Source organism: Frigoribacterium faeni, assembly GCF_007988805.1.
GTDB classification, from domain to species: Bacteria; Actinomycetota; Actinomycetes; order Actinomycetales; family Microbacteriaceae; genus Frigoribacterium; species Frigoribacterium faeni.
Genome location: NZ_BJUV01000010.1, coordinates 1 through 15483, shown reverse-complemented (window position 1 = coordinate 15483; position 15483 = coordinate 1). Strand labels below are relative to the sequence as shown.

General features: G+C 74.1%; 11 protein-coding genes. 8 read left to right on the top strand and 3 right to left on the bottom strand.

The features are described from left to right. Positions 1–39 precede the first annotated feature (39 nt). The 4 genes from araB to FFA01_RS06280 all read left to right on the top strand — a co-directional run bounded on the left by araB (position 40) and on the right by FFA01_RS06280 (position 5604). The gene (gene araB, locus FFA01_RS06295) at positions 40–1842 is read left to right on the top strand and encodes a ribulokinase (protein ID WP_146854282.1); all 1803 of its coding nucleotides are present in this window, start codon (positions 40–42) and stop codon (positions 1840–1842) included. Continuing rightward, complete coding sequence (locus tag FFA01_RS06290) at positions 1839–2552, top strand: L-ribulose-5-phosphate 4-epimerase (protein ID WP_146854117.1); 714 nt, start codon at positions 1839–1841, stop codon at positions 2550–2552. The genes araB and FFA01_RS06290 overlap by 4 nt, the downstream gene beginning before the upstream one ends. Further along, positions 2549–4078 (top strand): L-arabinose isomerase, encoded by a 1530-nt coding sequence (gene araA / locus FFA01_RS06285; protein ID WP_146854115.1) that lies wholly within the window; start codon positions 2549–2551, stop codon positions 4076–4078. The genes FFA01_RS06290 and araA overlap by 4 nt, the downstream gene beginning before the upstream one ends. 140 nt (positions 4079–4218) lie before the next feature. After that, complete coding sequence (locus FFA01_RS06280; protein ID WP_244289726.1) at positions 4219–5604, top strand: carboxylesterase family protein; 1386 nt, start codon at positions 4219–4221, stop codon at positions 5602–5604. 116 nt (positions 5605–5720) lie between these two features. Here the strand turns inward: FFA01_RS06280 and FFA01_RS06275 are convergent, their stop codons facing one another. Further along, on the bottom strand, positions 5721–6980 hold the full coding sequence (locus FFA01_RS06275) for a polysaccharide pyruvyl transferase family protein (RefSeq protein WP_146854114.1): 1260 nt from the start codon (positions 6978–6980) through the stop codon (positions 5721–5723). Between the two features lie 299 nt (positions 6981–7279). Between FFA01_RS06275 and FFA01_RS06270 the strand changes: the two genes are divergently transcribed. Together FFA01_RS06270 and FFA01_RS06265 are read left to right on the top strand one after the other, a co-directional pair. After that, positions 7280–9511 carry a glycosyltransferase gene (locus FFA01_RS06270; RefSeq protein WP_146854112.1) on the top strand — a complete coding sequence of 744 codons (2232 nt, stop codon included), beginning with the start codon at positions 7280–7282 and terminating at the stop codon, positions 9509–9511. Then, positions 9508–10836, top strand: a complete 1329-nt coding sequence (locus FFA01_RS06265; RefSeq protein WP_146854109.1) for a nucleotide disphospho-sugar-binding domain-containing protein — start codon at positions 9508–9510, stop codon at positions 10834–10836. The genes FFA01_RS06270 and FFA01_RS06265 overlap by 4 nt, the downstream gene beginning before the upstream one ends. 123 nt (positions 10837–10959) lie before the next feature. On the opposite strand, the gene FFA01_RS06260 is transcribed toward FFA01_RS06265, so the two are convergent. Continuing rightward, entirely contained in the window at positions 10960–11757 is a 798-nt protein-coding gene (locus tag FFA01_RS06260; RefSeq protein WP_146854107.1) for an SDR family NAD(P)-dependent oxidoreductase, read from the bottom strand. 78 nt (positions 11758–11835) lie between these two features. Between FFA01_RS06260 and FFA01_RS06255 the strand changes: the two genes are divergently transcribed. Beyond that, positions 11836–12444 (top strand): TetR/AcrR family transcriptional regulator, encoded by a 609-nt coding sequence (locus tag FFA01_RS06255; protein ID WP_146854106.1) that lies wholly within the window; start codon positions 11836–11838, stop codon positions 12442–12444. Positions 12445–12486: 42 nt separating this feature from the next. Here FFA01_RS06255 and FFA01_RS06250 read toward each other — a convergent pair whose 3' ends face one another. Further along, on the bottom strand, positions 12487–13143 hold the full coding sequence (locus tag FFA01_RS06250; protein WP_146854105.1) for a hypothetical protein: 657 nt from the start codon (positions 13141–13143) through the stop codon (positions 12487–12489). 605 nt (positions 13144–13748) lie between these two features. On the opposite strand from FFA01_RS06250, the gene FFA01_RS06245 reads away from it, so the two are divergent. Beyond that, on the top strand, positions 13749–15362 hold the full coding sequence (locus FFA01_RS06245; protein WP_167627300.1) for a glycosyltransferase family 39 protein: 1614 nt from the start codon (positions 13749–13751) through the stop codon (positions 15360–15362). The last annotated feature ends 121 nt before the right edge of the window (positions 15363–15483 follow it).

Sequence of the window (15483 nt, the reverse complement as noted above, 5' to 3'; positions counted from 1 at the left end):
GAGGCCCGGCCCGTCCACCCCGACGACGAAGAGGTCATCATGGTCGATCACGTTCCCCCGGCCGCACCCGCCACGGCAGGCCGGGCCCACGCGACCGGCGGTGCCGAGTCGTACGTGGTCGGCGTCGACTACGGCACGCTCAGCGGCCGTGCGGTCGTGGTCCGCGTCTCGGACGGCGCCGAGCTCGGCACCGGCGTGCACGAGTACACCCACGCCGTCGTCGACTCGACCCTCCCCGGCACGGGCGAGCGCCTCCCCGCCGACTGGGCGCTGCAGGTCCCGTCCGACTACGTCGACGTGCTCAAGACCGCCGTCCCCGAGGCCCTCCGCGCCTCGGGCGTCGACCCCGCGCTGGTCGTCGGCATCGGCACCGACTTCACGGCCTGCACCATGGTGCCGACCACCGCCGACGGCACCCCGCTGAACGAGCTGGAGCGGTTCGCCGGTCACCCGCACGCCTACGTCAAGCTCTGGCGTCACCACGCGGCGCAGGGCCAGGCCGACCGCATCAACGAGCTCGCCGCCGAGCGCGGCGAGAGCTGGCTGCCCCGCTACGGCGGGCTCATCTCGAGCGAGTGGGAGTTCGCGAAGGGCCTCCAGCTGCTCGAGGAGGACCCCGAGGTCTACGCCGCCACCGAGCACTGGGTCGAGGCCGCCGACTGGATCGTCTGGCAGCTCAGCGGCCGCTACGTCCGCAACGCCTGCACCGCCGGCTACAAGGGCATCTACCAGGACGGCGAATACCCGAGCCGCGAGTTCCTCGCCGCGCTGAACCCCGACTTCGCCGACTTCGCCGAGACGAAGGTCGTGCACGAGATCGGCGCCCTGGGCGACGCGGCCGGCACGCTGACGGCCGAGGCCGCCGGCTGGACGGGCCTGCCCGAGGGCATCGCCGTCGCGGTCGGCAACGTCGACGCGCACGTGACCGCCCCCGCCGCCAAGGCCACGCAGCCCGGCCAGATGGTCGCCATCATGGGCACGAGCACCTGCCACGTGATGAACGGCTCCACGCTCGCCGAGGTCCCCGGCATGTGCGGCGTCGTCGACGGCGGCATCGTCGACGGCCTCTACGGCTACGAGGCCGGGCAGTCCGGCGTCGGCGACATCTTCGCCTGGTACGTCAAGAACCAGGTGCCGCAGTCGTCGGTCGACGCCGCGGCCGCCGCCGGCACGAGCGTGCACCAGTACCTCACCGACCTCGCCTACCAGCAGCCCGTCGGCGCCCACGGGCTCGTCGCGCTCGACTGGCACAGCGGCAACCGCTCGGTGCTCGTCGACCACGAGCTCAGCGGCGTGATCGTCGGCCAGACGCTCGCCACCACGCCCGAGGAGGGCTACCGCGCCCTGCTCGAGGCCACGGCCTACGGCACGCGTCGCATCGTCCAGGCGTTCACGGAGTCGGGCGTGCCCGTCACCGAGTTCATCGCGGCCGGCGGCCTGCTGAAGAACAAGCACCTGATGCAGACCTACAGCGACGTGCTGCGCCTGCCCATCTCGACGATCACGAGCGAGCAGGGCCCCGCCCTCGGCTCGGCGATCCACGCCGCGGTCGCCGCCGGGCTCTACCCCGACATCCGCTCGGCCGCCGAGGCCATGGGCAGCGTCGAGCGCGCCACCTACACGCCCGACGTCGCGAACGCCGACGCCTACGACGCGCTCTACGCCGAGTACCTCACGCTGCACGACTGGTTCGGCCGCGGCGGCAATGACGTGATGCACCGCCTGCGGGCGATGCGTCGGGAGGCGACCCGCGCCTCCTCGGGGCCGGGCAGCGAAGGCGCCGGAGGCACGGACTCGGTCGAGCAGACCGCCGCCGACAGCAGCATCGGGGCCTCCGCATGACCGGCTGGATCGATCGTCAGACCCAGGCGGCCATCGACGCGACCCGCGAGGACGTCGCCGCGCTGCACGCCGAGCTGGTCCGATACGGCCTGGTCGTCTGGACGGGCGGCAACGTCTCGGGCCGCGTGCCCGGCACCGACCTCTTCGTGATCAAGCCCAGCGGCGTCTCGTACGACGACCTGACCCCCGAGAACCAGATCGTCTGCCGCCTCGACGGCACCGTGCTCGAGGGCACGCCCGGCAGCGACCGGAGCCCCTCCAGCGACACGGCCGCCCACGCCTACGTGTACCGCACCATGCCGCACGTCGGGGGAGTGGTGCACACCCACTCGACCTACGCGACGGCCTGGGCCGCGCGCGGCGAGGCCATCCCCTGCGTCATCACGGCGATGGCCGACGAGTTCGGCGGCGAGATCCCCGTCGGGCCGTTCGCGATCATCGGCGACGAGTCGATCGGCGAGGGCATCGTCGCGACGCTGACCGGCCACCGCAGCCGTGCCGTGCTCATGCAGAACCACGGCGTGTTCACGATCGGCACGGACGCCCGCGACGCCGTCAAGGCCGCCGTCATGACGGAGGACGTCGCCCGCACCGTGCACATCACCCGCCAGCTCGGCGAGCCCATCCCCATCCCTCAGCAGAGCATCGACGCTCTGTTCGACCGATACCAGAATGTATATGGCCAGAAGCCTGCAGGAGAACTGAAGTGACGAACGACACCCTCGACCCCACCGCCTTCCTCGCCTCGAAGGAGGTCTGGTTCCTCACCGGCAGCCAGGGCCTCTACGGCGAGGAGACCCTGAAGCAGGTCGCCGACCAGTCGCGCGCCATCGCCGACGAGCTCGCCGCCGCCTCCGACGTCCCGGTGCTCCTGGTCTGGAAGCCCGTGCTGACCGACGCCGACGCGATCCGCCGCACGATGCTCGAGGCCAACCTCGACGACTCGGTGATCGGCGTCACGGCCTGGATGCACACCTTCAGCCCGGCCAAGATGTGGATCGGCGGCCTCGACGCCCTCCGCAAGCCGCTGCTGCACCTGCACACGCAGGCGAACGTGGCGCTGCCCTGGGCCGACATCGACTTCGACTTCATGAACCTCAACCAGGCCGCCCACGGCGACCGCGAGTTCGGCTACATGCAGACCCGCCTCGGGGTGCCGCGGAAGACGGTCGTCGGCCACGTCAGCGACCCCCGCGTGCAGGGCCAGGTGGGCACCTGGATGCGCGCCGCGGCCGGTGCGGCCGCCATGCGCTCCATGAAGCTCGCCCGGTTCGGCGACAACATGCGCTTCGTCGGCGTGACCGAGGGCGACAAGACCGAGGCCGAGCTGGCGTTCGGCGTCCAGGTCAACACCTGGGCCGTCAACGAGCTGGCCGAGGCCGTCGCGGCGGCCTCCGAGACCGCGATCGACGAGCTCGTCGCCGTCTACGAGGCCGAGTACGACGTCGTGCCCGAGCTGCGGAAGGGCGCCGAGCGTCACCAGTCGCTGCGCGACGGCGCCGCGATCGAGCTCGGACTGCGGTCGTTCCTCGAGGAGGGCGGCTTCAGCGCCTTCACGACCAACTTCGAGGACCTCGGGGCGCTCAGGCAGCTGCCCGGCCTCGCGGTGCAGCGCCTCATGGCCGAGGGCTACGGCTTCGGCGCCGAGGGCGACTGGAAGACCTCGGTGCTGGTGCGCGCGGCCAACGTGATGGGCGCCGGTCTGCCGGGTGGCGCCTCCCTGATGGAGGACTACACGTACCACCTGGTGCCCGGCGAGGAGAAGATCCTCGGAGCGCACATGCTCGAGGTCAGCCCCGCGTTGACCTCGGGTCGCGTCTCGCTCGAGGTCCACGAGCTCGGCATCGGCGGCAAGGACGACCCGGTGCGCCTGGTCTTCTCGGCCGACCCCGGCCCGGCCGTCGTCGTCGCGATGAGCGACGTGCGCGACCGCTTCCGTCTGACCGTCAACGTGGTCGACGTGGTCGAACCCGACGAGGACCTCCCGAACCTGCCCGTCGGCCGTGCGGTGTGGAAGCCCCGCCCGTCGTTCCCCGTGTCGGCCGAGGCCTGGCTGACCGCCGGCGCCGCGCACCACACGGTGATGTCGACGGCCGTCGGCCTCGAGGCCTTCGAGGACCTCGCGCGCATCGTCGAGACCGAGCTGCTCGTGATCGACGAGGACACCCGCATCCGCGACTTCCGGCACGAGGTCGCCTGGAACGCCGCGTACCACCGCCTCGCCCGCGGGCTCTAGCCGCGCGCTCGCGTTCGCGCTCGGGCTCGCGCGTCGAGTGGTCGGAAGATGCTCCTCCTGGCGACGGGAACGACATCTTCCGACCACTCGATGCCCGGGCGGCGCGGGCGTCGTCGAGGGGGCGGGCCTAGCGTGGGTTGGTGACCGACTCGAGCTCCCGCACCGCGCCTCCCGCATCCGCCGCTTCGATCCCCGAGGAGGCGCGTCGCCGGTTCGCGACGCCGTCCGGCACGATCGTCGGCCGGGTCGACGGCGACGTCGTGCGCGCCAGCGGCATCCGGTACGCCGAGTCCGAGCGGTTCGAGGCGCCGCGGCCGATCGCGCCCGCGACCGACGAGGTGCTCGCCTTCGACCGCTCGCCGGGCTCGCCGCAGCTGCCGTCCGAGACGCTCACCGCCTTGATCGAAGGGGCCGGCGAGGGCATGGTCGGCGACGAGAGCAGCCAGTACCTCTCGATCACCCTGCCGGCCGACCTCGCCGACGGTGAGCGGCTGCCCGTCATGGTGTGGATCCACGGCGGCTCGTACGTCACCGGCGCCGGCGACCTCGAGGTCTACGACCCCCGCTCGCTCGTCGTCGAGCAGCGCGTGATCGTCGTCAACGTCACCTACCGGCTCGGCATGTTCGGCTTCTTCGGCGACGGCGACCGGGTGCCGGCCAACCTCGGGCTCCTCGACCAGCTCGAGGCCCTGCGCTGGATCCACGACAACATCGAGTCGTTCGGCGGCGCGGCCGACGGCGTCACCCTGTTCGGGCAGTCCGCGGGCGGCGACGCCATCGCGCACCTGATGATCAGCGACGGCGCCGAGGGGCTGTTCCAGCGGGCCATCGTGCAGAGCGCGCCGCTCGGCATCACCCACGGCCGCTCGAAGATGGTGGCCGCGATGGCCGCCGCCGTCGGCACTCCGTCCCGCGACGCCCCCGTCGACGACGTGCTCGCCCTGCAGGCCGTCGCCGAGAAGGCCGCCCGCCGCTTCGGCCTGCGCGGCGGCATGGCCTTCGGCACCCAGTACGGCGAGTCGCCGCTGCCCGCCGAGGCCGACCGCGACGCGGCCTGGCGCCGCGTCGCCCCGCGCATCGACCTGCTGATCGGCTCGACCAGCGAGGAGACCGGCCTGTTCCTCGCGTTCATCCCGGCGCTCAAGCGGCTCGCCGGTCTGCCCCTGGTGGGAGGCGCGGTGCGGCGCCTGCTCGTCGGCGGCACCACGCGCGCCATCTACGGGAAGGACGCCCGCGCCTTCGCCGATCGCCACGGGGCCGCGGGCGGGCGGGCCGTCCGCTACGAGATGACCTGGGCTCCGGAGGGCGCCGAGTTCGGGGCCGCGCACGTGACCGACGTGCCGCTGCTGCTCGGCGGCCGCGAGTCGTGGGGGCACACGATGCTCGTCGGCCGCAGCGAGTGGGCCGACGTCGACCGCCGCGGCCGCAGGATCCGGCAGATCTGGGCCGACTTCGCCCGCACCGGCACGCTCCCGGCCGCCGCCGCCGCCGGAGCGGCCGACACGATCACGCTCTACCGCGCCTGAGCCGGCCCGGCCGGCCCGGCCGCTCGCCGCCACACCCCTCTTTCGGCGTCACACCCCGTTCCATCGGGGTGTAGCGCCGAAAAAGGGGTGTGACGCGGCCGCGGGGGCGGCGCGAGCTAGGGGCGGAGGGCGCCGAGCGTGCTCGCGACGCGGTCCCACCACGCGGCGGAGGCGGTGCGGGCCGAGCCGACCCGCGCCTCCCAGGCTCGGTGCACGTCCGCACGGGCGGCCCAGGCGTCGAGGGCGACCGCCGCCGCCGAGCCGTCGAGCAGCTCGGCGGACGAGACCACGCTCGACTGGCCGAAGTTGCCGAGCGCGCCGGTCAGCTTGACGGTCGTGTAGTCGTCGACGGCGATGCCGACCGTCGGCACGCCGCCCGCCACCGCGAAGACGGCGGGGTGGTAGCGGCTGGTCAGGTGCAGTGCGGCGCCGCGCGCGAGACGGGCCGCGGCCGGGGTGTCGGTGGTCGGCTCGACGCGGGCGGGCCGGGTCATCTGCTCGATCACGGCGCGGTGCAGCAGCGAGTCGCCGCGCTCGTCGCCCGGTCGCAGCGACGCCCAGTGCGCGAGGAAGACGATCTCGAGACCGGTCTCGTCGACGATCCGATCGAGGAGGCGCGCCACGGACTCCGCGAACCGGCCGCGGTCGGCGTCGCCCACGTGGGCCGAGAGGCTGACCGCGCAGTACGGGAGCGGCGCCGCGTCTGCGGAGCCGGTGTCGGGGCCGGAGTCGGAGCTGGTGCCGAAGTCCGAGTCGGAGCCGAGCCCGACGAAGCTCGCGTCGTCGATCGTCGCGGTCAGCAGCGACTCGGGCACGCCGAGCCCGCGCACCAGCTCGAACGAGGCGCCCTCGCGGAGCCCGACGAGCTCGGCGCCCGACAGCAGCTCGGCGACCAGGTCGCGGTCCTCGCCCTCGAGCACCGGACCGATGGTCTGGCCCGTGACGACGTACGGCTTGCCCGCCCGCCGGGCCAGCGCACCCAGCGTGGCGCGCTCGTAGACGTGCATGGGCCAGAGGGACGCCATGTTGCCGCCGCCGGCCACGGCGACCGCGTCGGCAGCCCGCACGGCGTCGATCACCCGCCACGCGCGGTCGGAGTCGGGGAGTGCGGAACGGTCGCCGTCGGCGGCGGCCAGCACGCGCCTCCTGCGCTCGCGCTGTCCGTCGCGACCGCCCGTGGTGGCGGGCGAGAAGTCGAGGGTGGGCACGGCGTCGATGCCGTACCGGGCCGCCGTCTCGGCCGGGGACGACGAGACGCCCGTGATCGAGGCGCCGCGGGCGCGCAGCTGCGCGGCGAACTCGTCGAACATCGCCTCGTCGCCGATGTGGATCATGTCGTCGACGACGCCGACGTCTCCGATGGTGACGATGCGCACGGGTTCTCCAGGGGTGTCGCGAGGTGGGGGAAGGGGTCGCGGTCACGCGCCGAGACGACGGTACCGGATGCCGGAAGCCGGTCCGCCGCCGTGGCTGCCCCGGCGGGCTCGCGCCCACGCGAGCCCGTGTTCGTGCGGGGGCGGGTTCCGTGCACCCCGGGCGGGTGAGCGCTTACCCGCCGGCTGCGCTCCGGATCGCCGCACGGCACGGCACGCGGACCCCCACGTCACCGGGCGGCGATAGGCTCCGATCGGCTCGGGCACCCCGGGCCGTCGATCCGACCCCGAGAGGCGCCATCATGGGCATCCAGACCTCACTCGACGCGATCCACGAGGCCGAGCGTCTCGTCGACTCGATGCGCCTCGCCGACGAGCTCGCCCTCGACGCCGCGCGCACCGGCGGGGCCCGCACGATCCGGGTGCTGCGGTCGGCCCTCGCGAGCGACGACCAGCTCGTCGCCATCGCCGCCACGAACGCCCTCGCGCAGGTCTTCGACGAGCAGGCCGACGTCGTGCTGTCCGGTCTGCTGTCGAGCGACCGCACCTTCCTGAGGGAGCACGCGGCCTCGGCGCTGAGCCAGCGCCTCCCTCGTTACGACACGATCGGGCGGCTGATCGGGCTGGTCGCGACCGGCGGCTTCGTCGGCATGGTGGCGCAGCGCACGCTGGAGCAGTGGACGTCGTCGTCGCCGGCGCTGGTCGCGGTCGGCCTCGAGGGCGCGCTGCTCGGCGTGCACGAGCCCGGTGCGCGCTACCGCCTGGTCGAGACGCTCGGCCTGGTGCGTGCCGCGATCGCGACCCGGCCGCTGCTGACCATCGCGTCGGACCCCGGCGAGGACGAGCGGGTGCGGGTCGCCGCCGTCTCGGCGCTCGGGCAGCGACGCGGCGACGTGGCGGTGGCCGCCGCCGTCGACGCGTTCGCCCGCCACGACGGCTACCTGGGCGACGTCGCCCGGCTGGCCGTGGTCGACCTCTCGGCCCGGAACGACGAGCCGCGCACCCCGTCGGGCGACCTCACCGTCGCCCAGCTCTTCCTGCACGCCGACATCGACGCCGACCTGACGCAGGCGGGCAGCGGCGACAACGGCGGCATCGCCACGCTGCTCGTCCGTCTCGGCGACGCGCTCGCCGGACGCGAGGGAGCCGACCCCGACACCAGCCGAGGAGGCGCGGAGCACGAACGCGACGCCCCTCGCATCGGTCGTGTGGTCACCCTGTCGCGTGGTTCGGCGGCGGGCGCGCTCGACAGCGTGCAGCACATCGCGGGCACCACGTCCGGCCACGCCTACGGTCGCGTGCCGCTGCTGAACGAGCCGGTCTCGTCGGCCGCGGCCTGGCCGCTGCGGGTCGCGGCACGGCGCGGCATCCGCCGGATCCTCCGCGCGAGCGGCGGGGTCGACCTGCTGCACCTGCGCATGGCCGACGTCGGCAGCCTGGCCGCGGCCGACGTCGCGCGCGAGCTCGACATCCCCGTCGTGTTCACGGTCGCCCCCGATCCGCACGCCGTCATCCAGTCGCTCGACCTGTCGGGCGCCCTCACCCGCGAGACCTTCGGCGACGTCGACGCGCACGAGCACTTCTGGTTCCGCACCCGCCTCGTGCAGCAGCTGGCGTCGAACGCGTCGCACACGGTGCTGTTCCCGCGACCCGAGCTGCAGCGCGACATGCGCGAGCTGGTCGGGATCGACATCACGTCGCACCCCGAGCGGCACACGATCGTGCCCGAGGGCATCGACCTCGACGTCGTCGACCGCGCCGTGTCCGAGGCCGCCGAGCACGCCGCCGGGCTGCCCGCGACGCCGCCGCTCGCCGAGCTGCGCGCCCTGCTCGACACCCTGCCCGAGTCGCGGCGCGGCCTGCCGCTGCTGGTCAGCGTCGGCCGTCTGCACCGGGTGAAGGGCATGGCGACGATCGTCGAGGCGTGGGCTGACCGGGGCTCCGGGTCCACGGGGGCCGGCGGAGCGCTCCGCGAACGGGCGAACCTGCTGGTCATCGGCGGCGACCTGGCGCACCCGAGCGCCGACGAACGCGAACAGCTCGACCTCATCGACGGGATCGTGCCGACCGACCGGCACCGCGCCTCCGGACTCCTGCTGCCGGGGCATCGGCCCAACGACACCGTGGCCCGGTGGGTCGCCGCGGCACGGTTCGGCGTGCCCGGCCTGGCCGCGCCGCGCGGCGTCTACGTCTGCGGCAGCCTGAAGGAGGAGTTCGGCATCGCGCTGCTCGAGGCGATGGGCTCGGGGCTGCTCGTGGTCGCGCCCGAGGGCGGCGGCCCGTCGACCTACGTCCGCGAGGGCGACACCGGGTTCCTCACCCGCACCTGGGACGTCGACGCGCTCCGCACCGCCATGGGCAGCGCCCTCACGGCCGCCGCGGACGAGAGGACGGAGGCGCGCGCGGGTCGATCCCGCGACACCGTCGAGCGGTCGTTCACGATCCAGGCGATGGCCCGGGCGCTGACCGGCGTCTACGAGACCGTCCACCACGACGAGCTCGAGCAGCGCGAGTGGAGCGTGAGCGCACGATGACCCTCCTCGTCATCAGCCCCGACTACGCGTCGCACCTGCTGCCGCTCGCGACCCTCGCCACCGAGTGGCGCGACCGGGGCGAACGGGTGGTCGTGGCGACGGGGCCGGCCACCGCCTCCATCGTCGAGTCGTTCGGCTTCGAGCGGGTGCACCTGCAGCTCGGCCGCGGCTCGAATCCCGGGGTCATCCGCGCCGAGGAGCAGGTCGCCGAGGAGGACGCGTCGCTGCGCGGGTTCTTCGACGCCACGCGGCTCGGCATGGTCGAGACGCTCTCGTACCAGGCGCGGGAACGCCTCACCGACCTGATGTGGCAGCCGGTCGCGACGGCCCGCGCCGTGCTCGACGTCGTCGCGGCCGTCCGGCCCGACCGGATCGTCGTCGACCACCTGGCCTTCAGCGCCCGGCTCGCCCTGGTCGCCGGAGGAGTCCCGTACGCCGACGTCGTGCTCGGACACCCGTCGGCTCTGCCGGTGGGCGACGAGGTGTACGGGTTCCCGCCGGCGTGGCCCGCGGCGTTCGCGGGGGTCGGGGCTGCCGGGGCCGACGCTCCGCTCGCGGACCTCCGCGCCCTGTGCGAGCGGGTCGACACGTCGTTCACCGCCGAGTGGAACGCGGCGCTCGCCGAGCTGGCGCCGCACCTGCCGCCGTCGACGAGCGCGTTCGGCGAGCACGGCGAGCTGCTGCTCTACAACTACCCCGGCGAGCTCGCCGACCCCGAGCGGGAGGCGCGGCTGCCCCCGCACGCCTGGCTCGGCTCGGCCGTGCGCACCGAGCCCGTCGACGACGAGGTCGCGGCCTGGCTGTCCGGGTCCGACGACCCGTTCGTGTACGTCAGCTTCGGCAGCTTCCTGTCGGTGCGGTCCGATGTGCTCGGCCGGGTCGCCGAGGCGCTGCGGGGGCTCGGCGTGCGCGCCGCGATCGCGCTCGGCTCGGGGTCGCGCGCCGACCTCGGCGGGATCCCGTCGGGCTGGCTCGTGCGCGAGTTCCTGCCGCAGGTGACCCTGCTCGACGCCGCCGCCGCGGCCGTGACGCACGGAGGCAACAACAGCGTCACCGAGGCGATGACCGCGGGCGTGCCCGTCGTCGTGCTGCCCTTCTCGACCGACCAGTTCGCCGGTGCCGAGGCCCTCGAGCGCACCGGCTTCGGCGTCGCCCTGGCCCCGAACACGGCGACCGTCGACGAGCTGGCCGACGCGCTGCGCCACGTGCTCGACCTGCCGACGACCGCGCCCGACGCCGCCGAGCGCCTCGCCGCGCTCGCCGCGTCGCTGCAGGCCACGCCCGGGCGGGTGCGGGCCCACGCCGCGCTGGCCGCGGGCGGCTGACCGGAGCGATCCGCGCCTCCTCGGCTCCCTCCGCGTGTGCGAGGAGTCACGACATGCCGCTCGGCTTCGGGGGTGAGCGGCATGTCGTGACTCCTGGATGAGACGGGAGGGAGGCGCGGCCCGCTACATCGTCCGGGCGTTGAGGATGCCGCCGTCGACGTCGAGCAGCGCGCCGTGCACGAAGGCCGCGTCGTCCGACACCAGGTACCGCACCGCGAAGGCGATGTCGACCGGACGCACCGGTCGCCCGGCCGGAGTGGACGCCGTCAGCGAGTCGAGCACAGCCGCCGACTCGGCGTTGCCCGGGGTGGAGGTGGCGCCCGGGGCGATGCTGTTGACCCGCACGCCGCGCGGTCCGAACTCGGCCGCCCAGGTGCGGGTCATCTGCTCGATCGCGGCCTTCGACGCCGTGTACATGGCGCCGAACGGCACCCCGACCCGCGACATCCACGAGCCGATGTTGACGACCGCTCCGGAGCCGCGCTCGGCCATCGCCGGCGCGAGGGCGCCGACGAGCACGTGCGGTGCGCGGATGTTCGTCGCGAGGATCGCGTCGAGGTCGGCGTCGTCGAGCGCGTCGGTCGGCATCGTCGGATAGACGCCGGCGTTGTTGACGAGCACGTCGACGCGGCCGCCGAGCACCTCCGTAGCGGCGGCGGCGAACGCCCGGATGTCGGCGTACGAGCCGGCGAGGTCGGCGGGCACGGCATGGGCCGAGCCGCCCCGGGCGACGATCGCGTCGACCACGCGCTGGGCGCGGTCGGCGTCGCGCCCGCTGACGACGACGGTGGCTCCGGAGGCGGCGAGCACGTGGGCGATCGCCTCGCCGATGCCGCTGGTCGATCCGGTGACGACAGCGGTGCGGCCGGTGAGCCGGGTGTCGGTGGGCAGGGAGTCGAGGATCTCTGTATTGGACTGCATGGTCCATTGCTAGCACGGACTGGACCGCAGAGTCCAGCTTTTCTGGACCACCGGGTCCATCCGGTCTAGGCTCGCCTCGTGGAGCAGACGAAGATCACCGAGCGCGGGCGCCTCACCCGGCAGCGGATCATCGACGAGACGGGGCGGCAGATCCTCGCCGCCGGCATCGGAGGCACGACGCTCGACACGGTGCGGGCTGCGACGCTGACCAGCAAGAGCCAGCTCTTCCACTACTTCCCGGGAGGCAAGACCGAGCTGATCCACGAGGTCGCCCTCTGGGAGGGGCGGCAGCTCCTCGAGGCGCAGGAGCCCGAGATCCACGACCTCGGCACCTGGGAGTCCTGGGAGCGCTGGCGGGCCGCCCTCGTCGAGTACTACATCAGTCTCGGCCGGTGGGCCTGCCCGATCGGCACCCTCGCGTCGCAGGCCGCCGCGACCGACGTCGAGCTCGAGCGCACGATCAAGTCGAGCTGGGACGCCTGGCGCGACGCGCTCGCGACCGGCATCCGTCGGATGCAGGCGGCCGGGTCCGTGGTCGAGACCGCGGACCCCGTGAGGGTGGCGACGGCGATCCTCGCCGCGATCCAGGGCGGGCTGCTGCTCAGCCAGTCCGAGCGCGAGGGCTGGCCGCTCGAGGCGGCGCTCGACCATGCGCTCGGGGCGCTGCACGTGGTGCGCACCGCCTGACGGCTCAGCCTCCGAAGACGAACTCGCGCACGGCGTGACGGCTCAGCCTCCGAAGACGAACTCGCGCATCGATTCGGCGCTGACGGAGGCGTCGCGGTACCGCTGCATCAGCGCGGCGTTCGCGTCGTACTGCGGCCCCTCGCGGACCTCGGCCTGGTGGTGCAGCGCGAAGACCATGCCCTCGTGCCGGCGCGGAGGCTCGCCGAGCAGGGTCGTGTGCGCCAGGAACCACGCCGCGTCCTCGAAGCCCCAGCCGCGGAACCGCTCGTCCTGTCCGCCGTGACTGCGCCACGAGGAGGCGCGGGTCACGTACACCCCGGAGCACGCGCCGCGCACGAGTTCGAAGTCGCACCGCTCGAGGGGCGTGCCCGCGGCCGCCTGCGCGGTCCCGTCGCGCCCGAGCCAGTGGTACTCCGTGTACGGCAGGTGGACGCGCCCGCTGTCGCGCGCCGCCTCGATCGCGGTGAGCAGGGGCTCGCGCTGCGGCAGGGTGTCGGCGTCGCCGATGACGGCGATCTCGTCGTCGGCGAGGGCGGCGACCCCGAGGTTGCGGCACTGGGCCAGGTTGAAGACCGGGTCGGGGGAGTCGACGGTGCGGATCTCGGCGTCGGGCAGGGCCGCCGCGTACCAGTCGCGGACCACCTCGAAGGCCGCGATGCGACTGGGCTGCGGACGCCAGGGGAGCACGACGGTGACCATCCCGCGAGCCTAGCCGCGCGCCGCCGCCGACCCCGACGCGCTCGCGTCGCGTCGCGCCGCGTCGCGTCGCGCCGCGTCGCGCCCGCCCCGTTCGCGGTGCTCGTCGCGGCCCTCGCTCCCGCCTCCCGTCGCTCACGCCCTACGCCCACGTCCCGTCGCTCCGTCCCCGTCGCCTCCGTCTCCCGCCGCCCCTCCCCGTCCCCGTCGACCTGGCCCGCCCCTCCCTCGCTCCCGTCGTCCCCGTCCCCGTTCGCCCCGGTCCGCGCCTCCCTCGCTCCCGTCGCGGCCTGCCCGATCGAGTGGTCGGTAGATGCTCTTAGCGCGCCGGTGAAGAGCATCTACCGACCAGTCGATGGTCAGGGCGACCCACGGGCGGCGGGCGACGGGCGGGGCGCGGTGGCGGCCGAGGAGGCGCGGTGCCGGTGGGGGACGCCCGCCTCAGCGGTCGTGCAGCCGGCCTGGTTACCATGACGGCGGCCGACTCGTGCGGCCGACCGTCCGGAACGAGCCGGGCGCCGCCTCCGCGGTCCGCCCCTCGGCCCGCGCTCGCCCGTCGGCCGCCCGGCCTCGCCCCGCGGAACGACCCCGGGTCGGAGAGGCACCCCGTGACGAACCCGTCGACCCCCGACGAGACCGCGACCGGCACCGGCGCTCGCACCGACGTCGCCGCTCGTACCGTCGTCGCCGCTCGCACCGTCCCGGTCGCCGGCACCCGTCCTCCCGTGCGCCTGGCGGCGGCCCTCGGGCTGATCGCCGTCGCGATCTCCGCCGTCGGCTCGTGGATCCCGTCGTTCTGGGGCGACGAGGCCGCGAGCGTCATGTCGGCCCAGCGCCCCCTGCCGAGCCTGCTGCACATGGTCGGCCACATCGACGCCGTGCACGGGCTCTACTACCTCGGGCTGCACTTCTGGATCGACCTGTTCGGCGCCTCCCCCTTCTCGACCCGCCTGCCGTCGGCGTTCGCGGTGGGCGCGATGGTGGCCGGCGTCGTGCTCCTCGTCGACCGGCTCGGCACCCGTCGTCTCGCCGTCCTCGCCGGAGTCGTCGCCGCGGTGCTGCCCCGCGTCACCTCGATGGGCACCGAGACGCGGTCGTACGCGTTCGGCGCGGCCCTCGCCGTCTGGAGCACCTGGGCGCTGGTGCGCATCGTGACCTCCCGGCACCGCGCCTCCCGGGCCGACTGGGTCGTCTACGGCGTGCTCGCCGGTCTCGGGGTCGCGGTCTTCATCTACTTCGGGCTGATCGTCGGGGTGCACGCGCTGCTCCTCCTGGCCCTGGCGCGCGATCGAGACGCGATGCTGCGCGCGGTCAAGCCCTGGGCGCGCACCGTCGCGGTGGCTCTCGCCGCGGTCTCGCCGATCGTGGTGTTCTCGGTGGCGCAGCGCGAGCAGGTGTCGTTCCTGGCCCGGCGTGACACGACGAGCCCGACGGCTCTGCTGATCGACCTGTGGTTCGGCGACGCCCGGTTCGCCGTGGTGGCCTGGCTGCTCGTGGGCGTGGCCGTCGTGACTCTCGTCGTGAGGCTGCTGAGGCGCTCGCGCGACGGGTGGGTCGCCGCGCTGTCGGTGACACCGCGAGGCCGCCTCACCGTCGTGGCGGTGCTGCTCGCGTTCGTCCCGGCCGCGGCTCTGCTGGCCCTCAACCTGGTCGTCCCGGCGTTCTCGGGCCGGTACCTGTCGTTCAGCGCCCCGGCGGTCGCGATCCTCGTGGCGATCGGCATCGACGTGCTGGCGTCGCGCCGGACCGCGGTCGCGGTGCTCGGTGGGGCCCTCGTGGTCGGGCTGGCGGTGCCCGTCTGGCTCGATCAGCGCGGCCCCTACGCGAAGAACGCGACGGGCTGGCAGGACCTCAGCGCCCTCGTCGGCGAGCACGCCGGAGCCGGCGACGCCATCGTGTTCGACGGGTCCCCCAAGCCGTCGATCGAGCCGCGCCTCGCCCTGCACACGTACCCCGACGGGTTCGAGGGGCTGCGCGACGTGACCCTCAAGACGCCGTTCGTCGACGCGGAGGGTTGGCGCGACGACGTGCTGACCGTGCCCGAGGCCGCCGCGGCCGGACGGTTCGACGACGTCGAGCGGGTCTGGTTCATCGAGTACGTCGCCGCCGACGGCAGCACCTCACCGAGGTCGGGCCTCAAGGAGCTGCTCGGCGACGGGTACGCCGAGGTGGCGAGCTTCGACACGCACCGCGCCCGCCTCGTCGAGCTCGAGCGCCGCTAGCGCGCCGCGCCGCGCCCCGCCCGCCCCGCCCCGCCCGCCGCCCGCGTACCGCACCGCGAATCGGTCACGGCACCGCGACTAGAGCCGGTGTGGTGCACGGAACGCGGTGCGGTGGCGGTGC

Bases quoted from the DNA above. Each gene is read 5' to 3' on its own strand.
- FFA01_RS06250 (WP_146854105.1), bottom strand. From the start codon at position 13,143: ATGGTCACCGTCGTGCTCCCCTGGCGTCCGCAGCCCAGTCGCATCGCG.
- FFA01_RS06270 (WP_146854112.1), top strand. From the start codon at position 7,280: ATGGGCATCCAGACCTCACTCGACGCGATCCACGAGGCCGAGCGTCTC.
- FFA01_RS06260 (WP_146854107.1), bottom strand. From the start codon at position 11,757: ATGCAGTCCAATACAGAGATCCTCGACTCCCTGCCCACCGACACCCGG.
- araB (WP_146854282.1), top strand. From the start codon at position 40: ATGGTCGATCACGTTCCCCCGGCCGCACCCGCCACGGCAGGCCGGGCC.
- FFA01_RS06265 (WP_146854109.1), top strand. From the start codon at position 9,508: ATGACCCTCCTCGTCATCAGCCCCGACTACGCGTCGCACCTGCTGCCG.
- FFA01_RS06290 (WP_146854117.1), top strand. From the start codon at position 1,839: ATGACCGGCTGGATCGATCGTCAGACCCAGGCGGCCATCGACGCGACC.